The organism is Paraburkholderia sp. MM5477-R1, assembly GCF_050436385.1.
GTDB classification, from domain to species: domain Bacteria; phylum Pseudomonadota; class Gammaproteobacteria; order Burkholderiales; family Burkholderiaceae; genus Paraburkholderia; species Paraburkholderia tuberum.
Genome location: NZ_JBNDMC010000003.1, coordinates 1,450,906 through 1,468,766 on the forward strand (window position 1 = coordinate 1,450,906; position 17,861 = coordinate 1,468,766).

General features: G+C 65.5%; 14 protein-coding genes and 1 riboswitch. Of the genes, 11 read left to right on the forward strand and 3 right to left on the reverse strand.

The genetic code is table 11. The features are described from left to right. Positions 1 to 20: 20 nt before the first annotated feature. Together OKW35_RS09955 and OKW35_RS09960 are read left to right on the forward strand one after the other, a co-directional pair. Complete coding sequence (locus tag OKW35_RS09955; protein ID WP_429551793.1) at positions 21 to 1,436, forward strand: flagellar hook-length control protein FliK; 1,416 nt, start codon at positions 21 to 23, stop codon at positions 1,434 to 1,436. Next, positions 1,436 to 1,795 carry an EscU/YscU/HrcU family type III secretion system export apparatus switch protein gene (locus OKW35_RS09960; RefSeq protein ID WP_429408045.1) on the forward strand — a complete coding sequence of 120 codons (360 nt, stop codon included), beginning with the start codon at positions 1,436 to 1,438 and terminating at the stop codon, positions 1,793 to 1,795. Before OKW35_RS09955 ends, OKW35_RS09960 begins: the two co-directional genes overlap by 1 nt. A gap of 674 nt (positions 1,796 to 2,469) precedes the next feature. On the opposite strand, the gene OKW35_RS09965 is transcribed toward OKW35_RS09960, so the two are convergent. Continuing rightward, positions 2,470 to 3,888, reverse strand: a complete 1,419-nt coding sequence (locus OKW35_RS09965) for a coniferyl aldehyde dehydrogenase (protein ID WP_429551794.1) — start codon at positions 3,886 to 3,888, stop codon at positions 2,470 to 2,472. A 109-nt stretch (positions 3,889 to 3,997) separates the two neighbouring features. Further along, entirely contained in the window at positions 3,998 to 5,686 is a 1,689-nt protein-coding gene (locus tag OKW35_RS09970) for an isovaleryl-CoA dehydrogenase (RefSeq protein WP_429551795.1), read from the reverse strand. 317 nt (positions 5,687 to 6,003) lie between these two features. Between OKW35_RS09970 and OKW35_RS09975 the strand changes: the two genes are divergently transcribed. After that, complete coding sequence (locus OKW35_RS09975) at positions 6,004 to 7,665, forward strand: GMC family oxidoreductase (protein ID WP_429551796.1); 1,662 nt, start codon at positions 6,004 to 6,006, stop codon at positions 7,663 to 7,665. A 66-nt stretch (positions 7,666 to 7,731) separates the two neighbouring features. On the opposite strand, the gene OKW35_RS09980 is transcribed toward OKW35_RS09975, so the two are convergent. Then, entirely contained in the window at positions 7,732 to 8,700 is a 969-nt protein-coding gene (locus OKW35_RS09980; RefSeq protein ID WP_429356289.1) for a LysR substrate-binding domain-containing protein, read from the reverse strand. Positions 8,701 to 8,812: 112 nt separating this feature from the next. Here OKW35_RS09980 and OKW35_RS09985 point away from each other — a divergent pair, with 112 nt between their 5' ends. The 8 genes from OKW35_RS09985 (at position 8,813) to OKW35_RS10020 (ending at position 17,855) form a co-directional block, all read left to right on the forward strand. Further along, positions 8,813 to 9,304, forward strand: a complete 492-nt coding sequence (locus tag OKW35_RS09985) for a CidA/LrgA family protein (protein ID WP_429356288.1) — start codon at positions 8,813 to 8,815, stop codon at positions 9,302 to 9,304. Beyond that, positions 9,301 to 10,026 (forward strand): LrgB family protein, encoded by a 726-nt coding sequence (locus tag OKW35_RS09990; protein WP_429347396.1) that lies wholly within the window; start codon positions 9,301 to 9,303, stop codon positions 10,024 to 10,026. The genes OKW35_RS09985 and OKW35_RS09990 overlap by 4 nt, the downstream gene beginning before the upstream one ends. Positions 10,027 to 10,091: 65 nt before the next feature. Next, positions 10,092 to 10,226, forward strand: a riboswitch (S-adenosyl-L-homocysteine riboswitch). Between the two features lie 33 nt (positions 10,227 to 10,259). Continuing rightward, positions 10,260 to 11,678 carry an adenosylhomocysteinase gene (ahcY, locus tag OKW35_RS09995; protein WP_184065849.1) on the forward strand — a complete coding sequence of 473 codons (1,419 nt, stop codon included), beginning with the start codon at positions 10,260 to 10,262 and terminating at the stop codon, positions 11,676 to 11,678. Positions 11,679 to 11,851: 173 nt separating this feature from the next. Continuing rightward, positions 11,852 to 12,205, forward strand: coding sequence for a phage holin family protein (locus tag OKW35_RS10000; protein WP_090805530.1), 354 nt, complete (start codon positions 11,852 to 11,854; stop codon positions 12,203 to 12,205). Positions 12,206 to 12,216: 11 nt separating this feature from the next. Further along, the gene (metF, locus tag OKW35_RS10005) at positions 12,217 to 13,047 is read left to right on the forward strand and encodes a methylenetetrahydrofolate reductase [NAD(P)H] (protein ID WP_184035098.1); all 831 of its coding nucleotides are present in this window, start codon (positions 12,217 to 12,219) and stop codon (positions 13,045 to 13,047) included. 158 nt (positions 13,048 to 13,205) lie between these two features. Continuing rightward, entirely contained in the window at positions 13,206 to 14,864 is a 1,659-nt protein-coding gene (locus OKW35_RS10010) for an ABC transporter substrate-binding protein (protein WP_429551797.1), read from the forward strand. A gap of 192 nt (positions 14,865 to 15,056) precedes the next feature. Then, on the forward strand, positions 15,057 to 16,688 hold the full coding sequence (locus OKW35_RS10015) for an ABC transporter substrate-binding protein (RefSeq protein ID WP_090802563.1): 1,632 nt from the start codon (positions 15,057 to 15,059) through the stop codon (positions 16,686 to 16,688). Between the two features lie 156 nt (positions 16,689 to 16,844). Beyond that, positions 16,845 to 17,855, forward strand: coding sequence for an ABC transporter permease subunit (locus OKW35_RS10020; protein ID WP_429551798.1), 1,011 nt, complete (start codon positions 16,845 to 16,847; stop codon positions 17,853 to 17,855). The last annotated feature ends 6 nt before the right edge of the window (positions 17,856 to 17,861 follow it).

The following is a 17,861-nucleotide window of genomic DNA, read 5'->3' on the forward strand; positions in this document are numbered from 1 at the left end:
GATGCGACCAAGGAACCGGCATGAACGGAATCGATTCGGCCCTCGCTTCGGTGCTGTCGAGCCGGATCGACAGCCTGCTCAGCATCGCGCCGGGAACCGCGACCACCTCGCAGACCGGCGCGGCCGGCGTCGATACCGCGGTTCCCGCGGCGCCTGCGAACGTGACGCCCGCGCCCCAGCCGTCCGCGCAAACCGCGCTGTCGGCCGTTGCGCTGACGCTGAATGCGATTGCGCACTCAGGCGGCGAGGCCACACCGGCGGTGCTCGGCCGCGCGCCGATCTGGGCGGCCGCGCCGGCGCTCGACGTCGCCATCGAAAGCTTGCCGCTGACCGATGCGGCGGGTGCCGCGACAGTCAATTTCGCTGCCGGCGATTCCGCCGCTGCTGCCAACACCAACACCAATCCCAACGCTGCCGCCAGCGCAACCGCGGCCGCCACCGCGAGCGTGGCGGCGACCGAAGTGCCGGTCGCGGCGCTCGCGGCCGCGCTGCAACAGACGGTCGCCGACAGCGGCCTGTTCTACGAGGCGCATCTCGCGGCGTGGCTGGTCGGCCAGCGTTCGCCGGCCCAACTGGCGAACGAGGCGCAGAACCAGCTCGTCGCAGATTCTCAATTGCCTCCCGACTGGAGCGCCGACGCTGGCGACGCGGGCGCGCGGTCCGCTGCGGCGAACGGAGCCGCCGAGGCAACGCCACGCGGCACGCCGAACGTTGCCGAGAACAACCCTGCCATGCACGCGATGCCGTCTATCCTGACCGCGCAGGCCGCGCGACTCGTCGCGGGCGAGCTGCTGGCCAGCTCGGTGTCCGACCTGAATGGCCAGTCCACACACGCGGGGCTGCACAGCGCCGTGTCTCAGGCGGCCGATGCCGGCTCGTCGCAGAGCGCGCAGGCGATGGCGGCGGCGGTGCATCCGGCGACGGTGCCGCTCGTGCGCCAGCAGCTCGATCTGCTTGCGACCGGACAGTTCCGCTGGACCGGCGAGGCGTGGCCCGGCGCGCGTCTGGACTGGACGATCGAGCAGGATGGCGACGAATGGGACCGCAGCGGCGGCGGCCTCGCGAGCGAGGACGACCAGCCGTGGCGCACGCGCCTGACGCTGTCGCTGCCGACGCTCGGCACCGTCGATGCCGAACTGACGCTGACCGGCACGCGGCTGGCCGCGCGCGTGCAGGCGAGCCCGCGGGGCGCCGCGCGGCTCGCGATGCAGGGGGACGATTTCCGTCAGCGGCTCGCGGCGGCGGGGCTCGAGTTGCAGGGATTGACGATTCGCGAGATCGGCGGCGGTGTGCCTGGTACTACCGCGGCGGGCACCTCGGCGGCGGGTGCGCAGGCCGCGGGCGCGTATGCACGGTCGGCGTCGGCGGCTGTGGCCACGTCGACGGCGTCGGCGTCGGGCGCCGCATCGCGCGACGACCTCGATTGGGATATCTGATGAGCCGCACCCAACGTCGCAGCGCGGCCGCGCTTGTTTATGACGCTCATGGCGGCGAGCCCGCCCCGCGTCTGGTCGCCAAGGGGTATGGGCTGCTCGCTGAGATGATCGTGCAGCGCGCGAAGGAGGCTGGGCTGTATGTGCATGAGGCGCCCGAGATGGTGTCGCTGCTGATGCAAGTCGATCTGGATGCGCGGATTCCACCGCAGCTTTATCAGGCTGTCGCCGAGTTGCTGGCCTGGTTGCATCGGCTCGAGAGTGGGGCTGATGCTGAGACGGGCAATGGCGCTGGCGCGCCGGATGTGGTTGATGTTGTTGCTACTGATGTGCCTGGCGGTGCTAGTACTGTGGATCACTGAAGGTGTGTGTTTGCCCTTTGGCAGGGCGGGCGCTTTTTTGTCGTTGTTCTTTGCAGTGTTGGCCTTTCCTTGTTGTCTTATCGGTCTATTAGCGTTGCCCCTGTGCGGGGCGGCACCTACTTTCTTTGCTGCTGCAAAGAAAGTAGGCAAAGAAGACAGCTCAAACCGCAAGCTCATAAGCGGGTCCCCTGGCTTGGAAGGGGTAGTGGTGCATCTGGAATCCAGGCCGCCGCACATTCCCCGTTCGTGACAAAGCCGTCATCCCTCCCACTCCGCACTACGTGCGTCGCGGACGGGTCTGCCAGGGAAACCAATGGTTTGGCCCGCGCAGCGGGGGCCGTCGGCTGCGCCTCGGCGATGCGCCGAAACAACCGGTGGTTTTTGAACGGGGTTTCGGCGCGCGTAGCGCCGCCGGAAGAGTGACTGCCTTGTCACTGGCGCGGAATGTGCGGGAGCACGGATTCCAGATGCACCACTACCTCATGCAGACCGAGGGACCCGCTTAAGAGTTGGCGGTTTTAGCTGTCTTCTTTGCCTACTTTCTTTGCAGCAGCAAAGAAAGTAGGTGCCGCCCCGCACAGGGGCAACGCTAATAGACCGATAAGACAACAAGGAAAGGCCAACACCGCAAAGAACAAAGACAAAAAAAGGCCTCACCCCGCCCAGGGGCTAAATCAGAATCTCATCATCAACTTCAACACCGCGTTCACGCGTCTCCCGTACGGTGGCGAAATCAACCCGCGCGCATTCAAGCGCGCCTGCACGAGCACGGGCTTCATCTTGGAAAAAGTAACGAACCCCTCGTACCCGTGGTACGCCCCCATCCCACTCGCCCCGACCCCGCCGAACGGCAAACTCTCACATGCCAGATGCATCAGCGTCTCGTTAACCGCCATGCCGCCGGCGATCGTTTCATGCGTGACACGCTCAACCGTCCGCGCATCGTCGGCATAGAGATAAAGCGCCAGCGGCCGCGGCCGCGCATTGATCCACGCGATCGCGTCGTCGAGCGTGTCGTACGGCACGAGCGGCAACAGCGGCCCAAAAATCTCCTCCTGCATCAGCGCGCATTCGTCCGGCGCGCCAGTCACGGCGATCAGCGGAAAGCGCCGGCTCCCGGCATCGGGCGTCGCGTTGGTCAGCGCATGCAATTGCGCGCCCGCAGCCCGCGCTTCGTCGGCGAGACGTTCGAGCCGCTCGAAGTGCCGCGAAGAAATGATCGACGTGTAATCCGGGTTCTGCCCGAAGTCCGGATACATCCTCGCCATCCGCACGCGCGCCCGTTCGATGAACGCCTGCTCCTTGCCGCGCGGCACCAGCACGTAGTCGGGCGCCACACAGGTCTGCCCCGCGTTCAGCGTCTTGCCGGCGATCAGATTGTCGACCGCGTTGTCGAAACGCGCATGCGCGCCGATCAGCGCCGGCGACTTGCCGCCGAGTTCGAGCGTGACCGGCGTCAGATGCTCGGCCGCCGCGCGCATCACTTCGTGACCGACCTTCGTCGAGCCGGTGAACAGCAGATGATCGAACGGCAGCGCGCTGAACGCGGCCGCGAGCGCCGCATCGCCGTTGACGACCGCGACGTGAGTGCGCGCGAACGTCTGACCGATCAGCAGCTCGAATAGCGCCGAGGTGCGCGGCGTCAGTTCGGACATCTTGATGATCGCGCGATTGCCGGCCGTCAGCGCGCTGATCAACGGGCCGACCGCGAGCAGCACCGGATAATTCCACGGCACGATGATGCCGACCACGCCGAGCGGCTGCGGCACCACCTTCGCGCGCGCCGGCAGCAGCCACTTGTTGGTGCGGCGGCGCTGCGCTTTCATCCAGCGCTTGCCGTGACGCAGCGCGGCGTCGATCTCTTCCTTCACGAGCAGGAATTCGGCGAGCAGCACTTCTTCCTTCGCACGATTGCCGAAGTCCGCGTGCATCGCGTCGGCGAGCGCGTCGCGATTGTCGAGCATCAGCTTGCGCAGCGCGCGCAGATGCGTCGCGCGCGTGTCCCACGACGGATAGGGCGCGCGCAGATACGCATGACGTTGATCGCGCAACAGTGCTTGGAGCGCGGCGACCTCCGGCACATCGTTCTTCATGTGAGTCCACTCCCAGATGGATGACCGTGCGCGTCGAGCGCGCTTATCTTGGTTTGAGGTTGAGTCGGAGTTGCGAGCGGTGCGCTCGGGGTTTGCGCGCCCGCCGCGTTTACGCGGGAAAGGCGCGCTTGACGATCGCCGCGTGATCGAACGTGGCCGGCAGCGTGCCGTACACGCGGCCGCTTTCGCCGCAGCCGTCGGCGAGACGCGTCGCGATGAACGCGTCGGCGACCCCGGCGGGCGCGTGCTGCGCGAGCAGCGTCGCCTGCGCGATCAGCACGATCTGCTGCGCGATACGTCGCGCCGACGCCTCGCGCTGTTCGGCCGGTCCGTTCAGCGTCGCGGCGAGGCGCGCGAGTGCCGCGCCCAACGCCGGATGCGCGCGCGCGACGTCCTGCCAGGCGGCGAACAGCGCTTGCGCGGCCCGCGGCTCGCGCTCCATCGCGCGCAGCACGTCGAGGCACATCACGTTGCCCGAGCCTTCCCAGATCGAGTTGACCGGCGCCTCGCGATAGAAGCGCGCCATCGGCCCGGTTTCGACGTAGCCGTTGCCGCCCCAGACTTCCATCGCCTCGCCGGTGAATTCGAGCGCGCGCTTGCAGACCCAGTACTTCGCGGCAGGCGTAACGATGCGCCGCCAGGCGCGTTCGGCCGATGAAGCCGACGACGCGTCGGCGGATTCCTCGAACGCGCGCGCGAGACGCATGAACAGCACCGTAGCCGCTTCGGATTCGAGCGCGAGATCGGCGAGCACGTTGCGCATCAGCGGCTGCTCGGCAAGGTGCCGGCCGAACGCGCTGCGATGCCGCGCATGATGGACCGCCTGCACGAGCGCGGCACGCATCAGCGCGGCGCTGCCGATCACGCAGTCGAGCCGCGTGTAGCTCGCCATTTCGATGATGGTCGGCACGCCGCGTCCTTCGTCGCCGATCATCACGCCGTACGCGTCGAGAAATTCGACTTCGCTGCTCGCGTTGGAGCGATTGCCGAGCTTGTCCTTCAGGCGCTGGATCTGCACCGCGTTCTTGCTGCCGTCCGGCGCGAAGCGCGGCACGAAAAAGCACGACAGTCCCTCGTGCGTGTCGGTGCGCGCGAGCACCAGATGGGCGTCGCACTGCGGCGCCGAGAAGAACCATTTATGACCGACGAGCCGGTAGGCGCCGCCCCGTCCGCCGGCACCGTCGAACGCATGGGCGCGCGTCCGGTTGCTGCGCACGTCGGAGCCGCCCTGTTTCTCGGTCATGCCCATGCCGATCATCGCCGAGCGCTTTTGCGTGAGCGGCACGTCGCGCGGATCGTGCTCGCGTGTGTACAACTGGTCGCGCAGCGTATCGAACAACGTGGATTCGCGCCGCAACACCGGAATGCTCGCGAATGTCATCGTCAGTGGGCACAGCGAGCCGGATTCGATCTGCGCATGCATGAAGTAGCCGGCGCAGCGCGCGGCCATCGCGCCGCTTCGCGGCTCGGCGAACGGCAGCGCGTGTAGCCCTTCGCGGCGCAGCAGCGCGAGCAGTTCATGCCACGCGGGATGGAACTCGAGCGCGTCGATGCGCTCGCCGCGCGGACTATGCGTGACCAGCTCCGGCGTATGACGGTTGGCGAGCTCCGCGAGCGCGAGCGTGTCGGGCGTCGTCAGCGTCGCGCCGTGTCGCAGCAGCGCCTCGCGATGCCAGCTCGCGCCGTCGCGATCGACGGCCGCGCTCAAGGCGGCGTCGCTCGCGAACAGGTTGTAGTCCGCGAGCGGCGGTGCCTGATTCGTCACCTCGTGAGTCTGGCCGAAGCCGTGCCGTTCCATCTGCTGTCTCCGTGCTTTCGCTTATTGTGCGCCGCTTTGCCGACGGCATCCGCGATGCGCTTTGTCGCATCTGTTCGAGCGCCGCGCGTGATGCCGCATGCCGGAAGGAGGACGCGCGTCGCGCCATGTTTGGAAGCCGCGCGCGGGCCGTACGCGCCTTTCATCATAGGGGCGCGTTGCCGCCGGCGTTTAGAGGAATCGTTCTGTCAGGGAGCCGCCGCAGCCCCAATACGCTCCCTACAATGCGCAGAAAACACACGTAGACAAGTGTGCACGAGACAGGGTCCGCGAGCAACGCGGCCCATCAGGAGGAGCGCATGCAATACGACTACATCATCGTCGGTGCGGGCTCGGGCGGCTGCGCGCTCGCGAGCCGTCTCGCGGATAGCTGTCCCGACGCGACCATCGCGCTGATCGAGGCCGGTCCGCATACCGGGCGCAATCTGTTGGTGAACATGCCGGTCGGCGTCGCGGCCGTGGTGCCGAATAGACTGAAGACCAACTACGGCTACCTGACCACGCCGCAGCCGGGGCTCGCCGGTCGCCAGGGCTATCAGCCGCGCGGACGCGGTTTCGGCGGATCGAGCGCGATCAACGCGATGATTTACACGCGCGGCCATCCGCTCGATTACGACGAGTGGGCGCGGCTCGGCTGCGACGGCTGGTCGTGGGCCGAGGTGCTGCCGTATTTTCGCCGCGCCGAAGACAACGAGCGCGGCGCCGATGCGTGGCATGGCGAGGCCGGTCCGCTGACCGTGTCCGATCTGCGCTTCAGGAATCCGTTTTCCAGGCGCTTCGTGCAGGCCGCGCTCGAAGCGGGCTACAAAGCGAACGACGACTTCAACGGCGCGGATCAGGAAGGCATCGGCTTCTATCAGGTCACGCAACGTGACGGGCGCCGTTGCAGCGTCGCGCGCGCGTACATCTACGACCGGCCGCGCGCGAATCTGCACACGATGGCCGACGCGACCGTGCTGCGCGTCGTGTTCGACCGCAAGCGCGCGAGCGGCGTCGAAATCGTGCGCGGCGGCCGCACCGAAACGCTCGCGGCGCGCGCCGAGGTCGTGCTCGCCGCTGGGGCGTTCAACTCGCCGCAATTGTTGATGTGCTCGGGCCTTGGGCCGGCCGCGCATCTGCGCTCGCTCGGCATCGACGTGCTTCACGATGCGCCCGAGGTCGGCCAGAACCTGATCGATCACATCGATTTCACGATCAACAAGCGCGTGAGGTCGATCGAGCCCACCGGTTTCTCGGTGCGCGGCATCGCGCGGATGCTGCCGCAATTCGTGACCTTCATGTGCCACGGGCGCGGCATGCTGTCGAGCAACGTCGCCGAGGCGGGCGGTTTTCTGAAGAGCCGGCCGACGCTCGCGCGGCCCGATCTGCAACTGCATTTCTGCGCGGCGATCGTCGACGATCACAACCGCCATATGCACTGGGGCCACGGCTATTCGCTGCATGTATGCGTGCTGCGTCCGCATAGCCGCGGCACCGTGACGCTCGCAAGCGCCGATGCGCGTGTCGCGCCGCTGATCGATCCGCGCTTTCTGAGCGATGCGCGCGATCTCGATCTGCTCGTCGAGGGCGCGAAGATGGCGCGGCGCATTCTCGGCGCGCCGTCGCTCGCGCTGCACGGCGGCGAGGAGTTGTACACGCGGCCAGGGCAATCGGATGCGGAACTGCGGCAGACGATCGCCGAGCGCGCGGACACGATCTATCACCCGGTCGCGACCTGCCGGATGGGCGGCGACACGCGCTCGGTCGTCGATCCGCAATTGCGCGTGCGCGGCGTGACGGGGTTGAGGATCGTCGATGCGTCGGTCATGCCGACCCTGATCGGCGGCAACACCAATTCGCCGACGGTGATGATCGGCGAACGGGCGGCGGAGTTGATCGCGACGAGCCGGCGAGACGGAGCGGGGAGGTCGGCGACGGTGACGCCCCCGAACCCAGGTGACACGCCCGCGCAGGCGGTTTGATCGCCGTTTGCAAGGAGGTCGGCAAACGCGAGCGGCGTAACGCGGCCGGCGGCCGGCCGCCGCCCGTCACTCGCCTGAGGGTGGCAGAGCTCCTTGCGGCGCTGTGATTCCGTTAAAGCCGATCCCCGGTCCGAGTATGAAATCGTCGCTGGCGTGTGTCGGCAGCGTTTCGCGCGCGACGTCGAGCCACGCGCGCGCCGCGTGCGACAGATAGCCGTTGCGGCGCCAGCCGATCGCCATCTCCCAAGGGATCTCCGGTTCGACGACCGGGCGGCAGGTGAACTGCGCGGGATCGAGCCGCCGGCAATAGGGCGCGGGCAGCAGCGCGATGCCGACGCCAGCCAGCACCAGCGCCGCCATGAAGTCCCAATGCGCGCTGCGTCCGACGATCGCGGGCGCAAATCCCGCCGCGCGACATGCGTTCAACACGACGTCGTTCAGCGCGAGGCTTTCGCCGTAAAACACGAACGGCTCATCGGCGAGTTGGGCGAGCGGCACCTCGTTCAACGCATCCCAGCGCGAGCCGGCGCGCGCGACGAGCCACAACAGCTCGCGCGACATCGGCAGCACGTCGATGTTGTCGGGGTCGACCGGCTGCAGCACACCGCCCAGTTCCAGTTCACCGTTGATCAGCGCGGCTTCGATCGCGCGCGAGCCCTGCTCGAACAGCTTCAGCTCGATCTTCGGATAGCGCTGGCGGAACGCGGCGATTGCGGGGGTGAAGAGCGCACCGCCCATCGGCGGAATGCCGATTGCCAGTTCACCGCGCCCGAGCGTGTCGAGATCGTTCAGCTCGGCCTGCAGTTGCGCGTGCGCGGCGAGCACGTCCTGGCCGCGCTGATAGACGATCCGGCCCACGTCGGTGAGAACCATCTGGCGGCCGTCGCGCAGCAGCAGCGGCGAGCCGATTTCGTCTTCCAGCGACTTGACCATCTTGCTGATGGTCGGCTGCGTGACGAACATCTGCTCGGCGGCGACGGTGAAGCTTTGCCGACGGACCACTTCGACGAAATAGCGCAGCGCGCGGAGTTCCATGAGCGTGGTCTCCAGAATTCCAGTTCGGAATGGTTTCGATGATTGTAAGTCATTTTATTTATGGCGCGGCGGGCCCCATACTAAATGCCTTCCACGCCAGCCAGGGGATGTCATGTCCGCGCCAGTTTTCACCCGTTCCGCCCGTCCCGCCGGTGGCGGCTCAAGTGGAGACGCGGGTGGCTTCGGCCGTGTCGCACGCATCGCCGTGCAAAGCGCCGCGATCGCGGCGCTCTGGATCGGCGCCGATTTCATCGTGCGGCGGCTCCATCTGCCGGTGCCGGGCGGCGTGGTCGGCCTCGTCGCGCTGCTCGCGCTGCTGTTCTGCGGAGGTATCGCGCCGCGCTGGGTCAAGGCCGGCGCGGACTGGCTGCTGTCCGACATGCTGCTGTTCTTCATTCCGGCGGCGGTCGCCGCCGTGCAATACGGCGGCCTGTTCCGCGCGGACGGCTGGCGCCTCGCGCTGGTGGTGATCGCCGGCACCCTGATGGTGATGGTCGCGGTGGCGTTCGCTGTCGATCAGGCCGCGCGCGTCGAACGGCGTTTCGCGCTGCGCCGCGTGCGGGTTGCGCGTAAGGCAGGCAGTCTGTCGCACGAGCGCCGATGAACCCGCTCCCGTTCGCTTCGCTGTTGGCCGACGACGCCTCGCGCCTGATCGCGGCCGGCTGCCTCGTGCTGACGATCGCGCTGTACTTCGCGTCGAAGGCGCTGTATGCGCGCGTGCGCTCGCCGTGGCTCACGCCGATGCTGACGGTGCCGGCCGCGCTCGTCGCGATCGTCGTACTCGCGCACATTCCGTATTCGCTTTACTTCGAGGACACACGCTGGCTGATGTGGCTGCTCGGCCCCGCGACGGTCGCGTTCGCCGTGCCGATCTACGAGTACCGCGCACTGTTGAAGCGCCACTGGATCTCGCTGTCCGTCGGCGTGACGGTGGGCATTCTGGTCGGCGTCGGCGGCTCGCTGATGCTCGCGAAGCTGCTGCACCTGTCGCCGGACTTGCAGCGCAGCCTGATGACGCGTTCGGTGTCGACGCCATTCGCGCTCGCCGTGTCCGACAGGATTCACGCGCCGAAGGACCTGACCGCGCTGTTCGTGATCGCGACCGGCGTCTGCGGCATGCTGTTCGGCGAAATCGTGCTCGCGTTCGTGCCGCTGCGCACGCGGCTCGCGCGCGGCGCGCTGTTCGGTGCGGCCGCGCACGGCGTCGGCACCGCGAAGGCACGCGAGCTCGGCAGCGAGGAGGGCGTGGTGTCCAGCCTGACGATGATGATCGCCGGCGTCGCCATGGTGCTGCTCGCGCCGATGCTGGGGCTGCTGCCGATCTGAACCAGCGCGCTGCCACGCCATCCCGCACGCGCCGAAGTCATCTCGATTTGCTACAATCGCCGTTCGTCTTCGAGGAGCGTTGCGACGGGTACCGCGAATCCGCATTCGCCGGCCGCCCGCCAGGCTCGAAGGCTTCAATTGGCAGCATGGAATGCGCATCGCGCGAATCCGAACGCTGCCTCAAACCGCGCTCACGTCACATTTCTAGTCAATTTCTTAGAAAGGAGGGCGTGATGAACGCCGCAGTCATCGATTCCCAGAAGCTGGATTACGTTGTCGCCGACATGTCGCTCGCCGCTTGGGGCCGCAAGGAACTCACGATCGCCGAGACCGAAATGCCCGGCCTCATGCAGACCCGTGATGAGTACAAGGCGCAGCAGCCGCTGAAGGGCGCGCGCGTCGCCGGCTCGCTGCACATGACGATCCAGACCGGCGTGCTGATCGAGACGCTGACCGCGCTCGGCGCGGACGTACGCTGGGCCTCGTGCAACATCTTCTCGACTCAGGACCATGCCGCCGCCGCGATCGCGCAGGCCGGCACGCCGGTGTTCGCGTTCAAGGGCGAATCGCTCGATGAATACTGGGAGTTCTCGCACCGCATTTTCGAATGGCCGAACGGCGAGTTCGCCAACATGATCCTCGACGACGGCGGCGACGCGACGCTGCTGCTGATCCTTGGCTCGAAGGCCGAGAAAGACCGCTCGGTGATCGCCAGGCCGACCAACGAAGAAGAAGTCGCGCTGTACAAGTCGATCGCCGCGCACCTCGAGATCGACCCGACGTGGTACTCGAAGCGTCTCGCGGCAATCAAGGGCGTCACCGAAGAAACCACCACCGGCGTGCACCGTCTGTACCAGATGGAGAAGGAAGGCCGCCTGCCGTTCCCGGCCATCAACGTCAACGACTCGGTCACGAAGTCGAAGTTCGACAACCTGTATGGCTGCCGCGAGTCGCTCGTCGACGGCATCAAGCGCGCGACCGACGTGATGATCGCGGGCAAGATCGCGGTCGTGGCCGGTTACGGCGACGTGGGCAAGGGCTGCGCGCAATCGCTGCGCGGTCTGGGCGCGACCGTGTGGGTCACCGAAATCGATCCGATCTGCGCGCTGCAAGCGGCGATGGAAGGCTACCGCGTCGTGACGATGGAATACGCGGCCGACAAGGCCGACATCTTCGTGACCGCGACCGGCAACTACCACGTGATCAACCACGATCACATGAAGGCGATGCGTCATAACGCGATCGTCTGCAACATCGGCCACTTCGACTCGGAAATCGACGTCGCGTCGACCCGTCAGTACCAGTGGGAAAACATCAAACCGCAAGTCGACCACATCATTTTCCCGGACGGCAAGCGCGTGATCCTGCTGGCCGAAGGCCGCCTCGTGAACCTCGGCTGCGCGACGGGCCACCCGTCGTTCGTGATGTCGAACTCGTTCACGAACCAGACGCTCGCGCAGATCGAACTGTTCACGCAGGGCGCGAAGTACGAAAACAAGGTGTACGTGCTGCCGAAGCATCTCGACGAGAAGGTCGCGCGTCTGCATCTGGCGCGCATCGGCGCGAACCTGACCGTGCTGTCCGACGCGCAGGCCGGCTACATCGGCGTCGACAAGAACGGTCCGTTCAAGCCGAACCACTACCGCTATTAAGCACGCGGCCGTCCGCGGCTCGATGCGCGCGTTCGCGCGCCCGGCCACGCGGGCGGCGGTAAAAGCTTGACGGTCCGATCCCGGGGCGGCGCGCAATGCGCCGCTTTGTTCGCCAGCGCGGCTTTTCGTTTGCTGGACATCTTCTCCGCACAGGTGCTTACAAGGAGTTCTACATGACCGTGCTGCTGACCTGGCTCATCAACGCGCTCGCGCTGCTGATCATCACCTACATCGTTCCGTCGATCCATATCCGTAGTTTCGGTACCGCGCTGATCGTCGCGATCGTGCTCGGCCTCATCAATACGCTGCTGCGGCCGCTGCTGATCCTGCTGACGCTGCCCGTCACGATCCTCACGCTCGGACTCTTCATTCTGGTCGTCAATGCGCTGTGCTTCTGGCTGTGCGCGTCGCTGCTGAAGGGCTTCGAGGTGTCGGGCTTCTGGTCGGCGTTCTTCGGCTCGATCCTGTACAGCATCGTGTCGTGGCTACTGTCCGCGCTCATTTTCGGCAACCGCAGTCTCGGTTGACCTTTTTGACTATGAATCCGATCGAACTCTCATTCGAATTCTTCCCGCCGAAAACGCAGGAAGGCATCGACAAACTGCGCGCGACGCGCGCGGAACTCGTGTCGCTCAAACCGAAGTTCGTGTCCGTCACGTTCGGCGCCGGCGGCTCGACCCAGCAAGGCACGCTCGATACCGTCGTCGACATGGCGAAGGAAGGGCTCGAGGCGGCGCCGCATCTGTCGTGCATCGGCTCGTCGAAGGACAGCCTGCGCGCGATCCTCAACGAGTACCGCGCGTACGGCATCCGCCATATCGTCGCGCTGCGCGGCGATCTGCCCTCGGGCATGGGCGCGGTCGGCGAGCTGCGCTATGCGTCGGAGCTCGTCAGCTTCATCCGTGCCGAGTTCGGCGACTGGTTCTGGATCGAGGTGGCGGGCTATCCGGAATACCATCCGCAGTCGCGCTCGCCGCGTCACGATCTCGAAAACTTCGCGCGCAAGGTGAAAGCCGGCGCGAACTCGGCGATCACGCAGTACTTCTTCAACGCGGACGCGTACTTCCGTTTCGTCGACGATGCGCGCCAGCTCGGCGTCGACGTGCCGATCGTGCCCGGCATCATGCCGATCACGAACTTCTCGCAGCTGATGCGCTTCTCCGAAATGTGCGGCGCCGAAGTGCCGCGCTGGATCGCGCGCCGGCTAGAGAGCTTCGGCGACGACCGCGAGTCGATCCGCGCGTTCGGGCTCGACGTGGTGACGGCTCTGTGTCAACGGCTCCTCGACGCGAAAGTGCCGGGTCTGCACTTCTATACGCTGAACGCGGCCGCGTCGACCAAGGCGATCTGCGAACGGCTCGCCGTGTAATTGCGATGCCCGCGCGGCTGCAACGGCCGCGCGGTCCCCGCCAGTCTGGCATGGGTCGCAAATTTGTCCCAAATAGCGTGGTAAGTCCCTGTTGAAGCTCATTTTTGGGCTGTCTATCATCGAAACGCAGCTAACCCGGCTGCTGTGCGGAGGACGATATGACAGTGACAAGAAAGACTGCGACACACCGGCTGTTCGCGCTTCACCAGTTCTGCCTGCCGGCTCTCGCCGCGCTCGCGGTCGCCACGAGCGGCCTCGCGCCCGCCGCGTCGCAGGCGGCCACGCTGCCCGACAAGACGCTGGTGTTCTGCTCCGAAGGCAGCCCGGCGGGCTTCGATACCGCGCAATACACGACCAGCGTCGAATTCACCGCCGGCTCGTACACGGTGTATAACCGGCTCGTCGAATTTGCGCATGGCAGCACGGACATCGAGCCAGGACTCGCCGAAAAGTGGGACGTGTCGCCCGACGGCCTCACCTATACGTTCCATCTGCGCCACGGCGTCAAATTTCAGACCACGTCGTACTTCAAGCCGACCCGCGAATTCAACGCGGACGACGTCGTGTTCACCTACGAACGCATGCTCGATCCCGAGAACCCGTTCCGCAAGGCGTATCCGGTCAATTTCCCGTATTTCAACGACCTCGGTCTCGCGAAGAACATCGCCAAAATCGAGAAGGTCGATCCGTACACGGTGCGCTTCACGCTGAAGGAAGTCGACGCGCCGTTCCTGCAGCAGATCGCGATGCCGTTCGCGTCGATCCTGTCGGCTGAATACACGGATCAGCTGCTGAAGGCCGGCAAGGCGTCCGACATCAACCAGTACCCGGTCGGCACCGGTCCGTTCATCTTCCGCAGCTATACGAAGGACGACACGATCCGCTTCGACGGCAATCCCGACTACTGGAAGCCGGGCGTCGCGAAGCTCGGCAAGCTGATCTTCGCGATCACGGTCGATCCGGCCGTGCGCCTGCAAAAGTTGAAGCGTGGCGAATGCCAGGTGATGTCCTATCCGCGCCCGGCCGACATCCCCACCGTGAAGGCCGATGCGTCGCTCGCGATGCCAAGCGAAGTGGGCTTCAACCTCGGCTATATCGCGTACAACACGACCAAAAAACCGCTCGACAACGTGCTCGTGCGCCGCGCGCTCGACATGTCGGTCAACAAGAAGGCGATCATCGAAGCGGTCTACCAGGGCGCGGGCCAGGCCGCGACCAACCCGATGCCGCCGACGCAATGGGGCTACGACAAGAATCTGAAGGACGCGCCCTACGACGTCGACAAAGCGAAAGCGCTGCTGAAGCAGGCGGGCTACCCCGACGGCTTCGAGCTGACGCTGTGGGCGATGCCGGTACAGCGCCCGTATAACCCGAACGCGCGCCTGATGGCCGAAATGCTGCAGGCGGACTGGGCGAAGATCGGCGTCAAGGTGAATATCGTCACGTACGAATGGGGCGAGTACATTCGCCGCGCGCACGCCGGCGAGCATCAGGCGATGCTGATCGGCTGGACGGGTGACTACGGCGACCCTGACAACTGGCTCGGCGTGTTGCTCGGCTGCGACGCGGTCAACGGCAGCAACTTCTCGAAGTGGTGCTACAAGCCTTACGACGATCTGATCAAGCAGGGCCGCAGCACCACCAACATGGCCGATCGCACCAAGGCCTATACGCAGGCGCAGGAGATCTTCAAGGACCAGGTGCCGTTCACGCCGATCGCGCATTCGACCGTCTATCAGCCGATCAGCAAGAACGTGACGGGCTTCAAGATCGATCCGTTCGGGCCGACGCAATTCCTGGGGGTTGGGGTGAAATAAGCGGGCGCGGCGCGTTTTTTTGCGCCGCATTCGTCGCCGGGCGGCCCGAACGGGCGGCCCGGCCCGCGGCAAAACGTTTGCGCAAGTGTTTCCTGTCGTCAACAGAGGGATTTTGCTCCGCTTGGTAGCCGGCCCAAGCTCAAGTAATATCCCGCTACGCCGGCGCAAGCCGGCCCTGAACCTGGAGGAAACATGAAGCAAAACAATCTGTTGCGCGTCGCGCGTAGGTCCACGCTCGTCGCTGCCGCAGCGGCATCCCTGCTTGGCGTCACGAGCGCGCAGGCCGCTGGGATCCCGAACAAAACCCTCGTTTACTGCTCGGAAGGCAGTCCCGCGGGTTTCGATCCGGCCCAATACACGACGGGCGTCGACTTCACGGCCAACACGTTCACCGTCTATAACCGCCTCGTCGAGTTCGAACGCGGCGGCACCAAGGTCGAGCCCGGCCTCGCGGAGAAGTGGGACGTGTCGCCCGATGGCAAGACCTACACGTTCCATCTGCGTCATGGCGTGAAGTTCCAGACCACCTCGTTCTTCAAGCCGACGCGCGAATTCAACGCGGACGACGTGGTCTTCTCGTTCCAGCGCATGCTCGACCCGAACCAGCCGTTCCGCAAGGCGTATCCGGTGCAGTTCCCGTACTTCACCGACATGGGCCTCGACAAGCTGATCACGAGCGTCGAGAAAGTCGACCCGTACACGGTCAAGTTCACGCTGAAGGAAGTCAACGCGCCGTTCATCCAGAATCTGGCGATGGAATACGCGTCGATCCTGTCGGCTGAATATGCGGATCAGCTGCTCAAGGCAGGCAAGGCTGCCGACATCAATCAGTACCCGGTCGGCACCGGTCCGTTCATCTTCCGCAGCTACACGAAGGACGCGACGATCCGCTTCGACGGCAATCCCGACTACTGGAAGCCGGGCGCGGTGAAGATCTCGAAGCTGATCTTCTCGATCACGCCGGATGCCGGCGTGCGCGTGCAGAAGATCAAGCGCGACGAATGCCAGGTGATGAGCTATCCGCGCCCGGCCGACATCGCGCCGCTGAAGGCCGAGCCGAACATCGACATGCCGTCGCAACCGGGCTTCAACCTCGGCTATCTCGCGTACAACGTGACGCACAAGCCGGTCGACAAGCTCGAAGTGCGTCAGGCGCTCGACATGGCGATCAACAAGAAGGCGATCATCGAGTCGGTCTACCAGGGCGCGGGCCAGTTGGCCACGAACCCGATGCCGCCGACGCAATGGTCGTACGTCAAGAACCTGCCGGCCGCCTCGTACGATCCGGCCAAGGCGAAGGATCTGCTCGCGAAGGCCGGCTACCCGAACGGCTTCGACATCACGCTGTGGGCGATGCCGGTGCAGCGCGCGTACAACCCGAACGCGCGTCTGATGGCGGAAATGATCCAGGCGGACTGGGCGAAGATCGGCGTGAAGGCGAAGATCGTCACGTACGAATGGGGTGAGTACATCAAGCGCGCGCACGCGGGCGAAGACGACACGATGCTGATCGGCTGGACCGGCGACAACGGCGATCCGGACAACTGGCTCGGCACGCTGCTCGGCTGCGAAGCGATCAACGGCAACAACTTCTCGAAGTGGTGCTACAAGCCGTTCGACGATCTGATCCAGAAGGGCCGCACGACTTCGGACGTGGCGACGCGCACGAAGATCTACGGCGAAGCGCAATATATTTTCGCGCAGCAACTGCCGTTCTCGCCGATCGCGCACTCGACCGTCTATCAGCCGGTCAGCAAGAAGGTGGTCGACATGCGCATCGAACCGCTCGGCTACGCGCGCTTCGACGGCGTCAGCGTCAAGTAATCGTAAAGTTCGCGCAGTAGGCCGCAATACAGTACGCCGCAACACAGTACACTTTTCGCACGGTTAGAAAAACTGGTCGAAATGGTCCGGCGACCGGGGTCACGAGCCCTCGTCGCCGGTTGCGTTTTTTCATCACCAGTACCATGGGAGCGAACCATGTTCCGCTTCGTTTTGCGCCGCATCGGCATGGTGATACCGACGTTCATCGGCATCACGATCCTCGCGTTCGCGCTGATTCACCTGATCCCGGGCGACCCCATCGAAGTGATGATGGGCGAGCGCGGCGTCGATCCGGCCATGCATGCGGCCGCGATGCACCGCCTCGGGCTCGACGAGCCCTTGCCAATGCAGTACTTCCACTACATCGCGCGCGCCGTGCACGGCGACCTCGGCACTTCGATCATCACCAACACGAGCGTGATGGGCGAATTCCTCGCGCGCTTTCCCGCCACCGTCGAACTGTCGTTCTGCGCGATGCTGTTCGCGCTGATCGTCGGCCTGCCGGCGGGCGTGTTCGCGGCGCTGAGGCGCGGCACGGTGGTCGATCACGGCGTGATGGGCACCGCCCTGACCGGCTACTCGATGCCGATCTTCTGGTGGGGCTTGATCCTCATCATGGTGTTCTCGGTCAAGCTCGGCTTGACGCCGGTGTCGGGCCGCATCGCGGTCGAATACGACATTCCGCACGTGACCGGCTTCATGCTGATCGACTCGCTGATGTCCACCGACGAAGGCGCGTTCAAATCCGCACTCAGTCACCTGATCCTACCCGCGATCGTGCTCGGCACGATTCCGCTCGCGGTCGTCGCGCGCATGACGCGCTCGTCGATGCTCGAAGTGCTGCGCGAGGACTACATCCGCACCGCGCGCGCGAAGGGGCTGTCGCCGGGACGCGTGATCGTCGTGCATGCGCTGCGCAATGCGCTGATTCCGGTCGTCACCGTGATCGGCCTGCAGGTCGGCACACTGCTTGCGGGCGCGGTGCTGACCGAAACGCTGTTTTCATGGCCGGGCATCGGCAAGTGGCTGATCGACGCGATCGGCCGGCGCGATTATCCGGTCGTGCAGGGCGGTATCCTGTTGATCGCCACGCTGGTGATCGTCGTGAACCTCGTCGTCGATCTGCTGTACGGCGTGCTCAACCCGCGCATTCGCCATACGAGGTAAATCACG

Excerpts from the sequence above, each read along its gene's own strand:
- OKW35_RS09955 (WP_429551793.1), top strand. The coding sequence starts at position 21 with ATGAACGGAATCGATTCGGCCCTCGCTTCGGTGCTGTCGAGCCGGATC.
- OKW35_RS09960 (WP_429408045.1), top strand. The coding sequence starts at position 1,436 with ATGAGCCGCACCCAACGTCGCAGCGCGGCCGCGCTTGTTTATGACGCT.
- OKW35_RS09965 (WP_429551794.1), bottom strand. The coding sequence starts at position 3,888 with ATGAAGAACGATGTGCCGGAGGTCGCCGCGCTCCAAGCACTGTTGCGC.
- OKW35_RS09970 (WP_429551795.1), bottom strand. The coding sequence starts at position 5,686 with ATGGAACGGCACGGCTTCGGCCAGACTCACGAGGTGACGAATCAGGCA.
- OKW35_RS09975 (WP_429551796.1), top strand. The coding sequence starts at position 6,004 with ATGCAATACGACTACATCATCGTCGGTGCGGGCTCGGGCGGCTGCGCG.
- OKW35_RS09980 (WP_429356289.1), bottom strand. The coding sequence starts at position 8,700 with ATGGAACTCCGCGCGCTGCGCTATTTCGTCGAAGTGGTCCGTCGGCAA.
- OKW35_RS09985 (WP_429356288.1), top strand. The coding sequence starts at position 8,813 with ATGTCCGCGCCAGTTTTCACCCGTTCCGCCCGTCCCGCCGGTGGCGGC.
- OKW35_RS09990 (WP_429347396.1), top strand. The coding sequence starts at position 9,301 with ATGAACCCGCTCCCGTTCGCTTCGCTGTTGGCCGACGACGCCTCGCGC.
- ahcY (WP_184065849.1), top strand. The coding sequence starts at position 10,260 with ATGAACGCCGCAGTCATCGATTCCCAGAAGCTGGATTACGTTGTCGCC.
- OKW35_RS10000 (WP_090805530.1), top strand. The coding sequence starts at position 11,852 with ATGACCGTGCTGCTGACCTGGCTCATCAACGCGCTCGCGCTGCTGATC.
- metF (WP_184035098.1), top strand. The coding sequence starts at position 12,217 with ATGAATCCGATCGAACTCTCATTCGAATTCTTCCCGCCGAAAACGCAG.
- OKW35_RS10010 (WP_429551797.1), top strand. The coding sequence starts at position 13,206 with ATGACAGTGACAAGAAAGACTGCGACACACCGGCTGTTCGCGCTTCAC.
- OKW35_RS10015 (WP_090802563.1), top strand. The coding sequence starts at position 15,057 with ATGAAGCAAAACAATCTGTTGCGCGTCGCGCGTAGGTCCACGCTCGTC.
- OKW35_RS10020 (WP_429551798.1), top strand. The coding sequence starts at position 16,845 with ATGTTCCGCTTCGTTTTGCGCCGCATCGGCATGGTGATACCGACGTTC.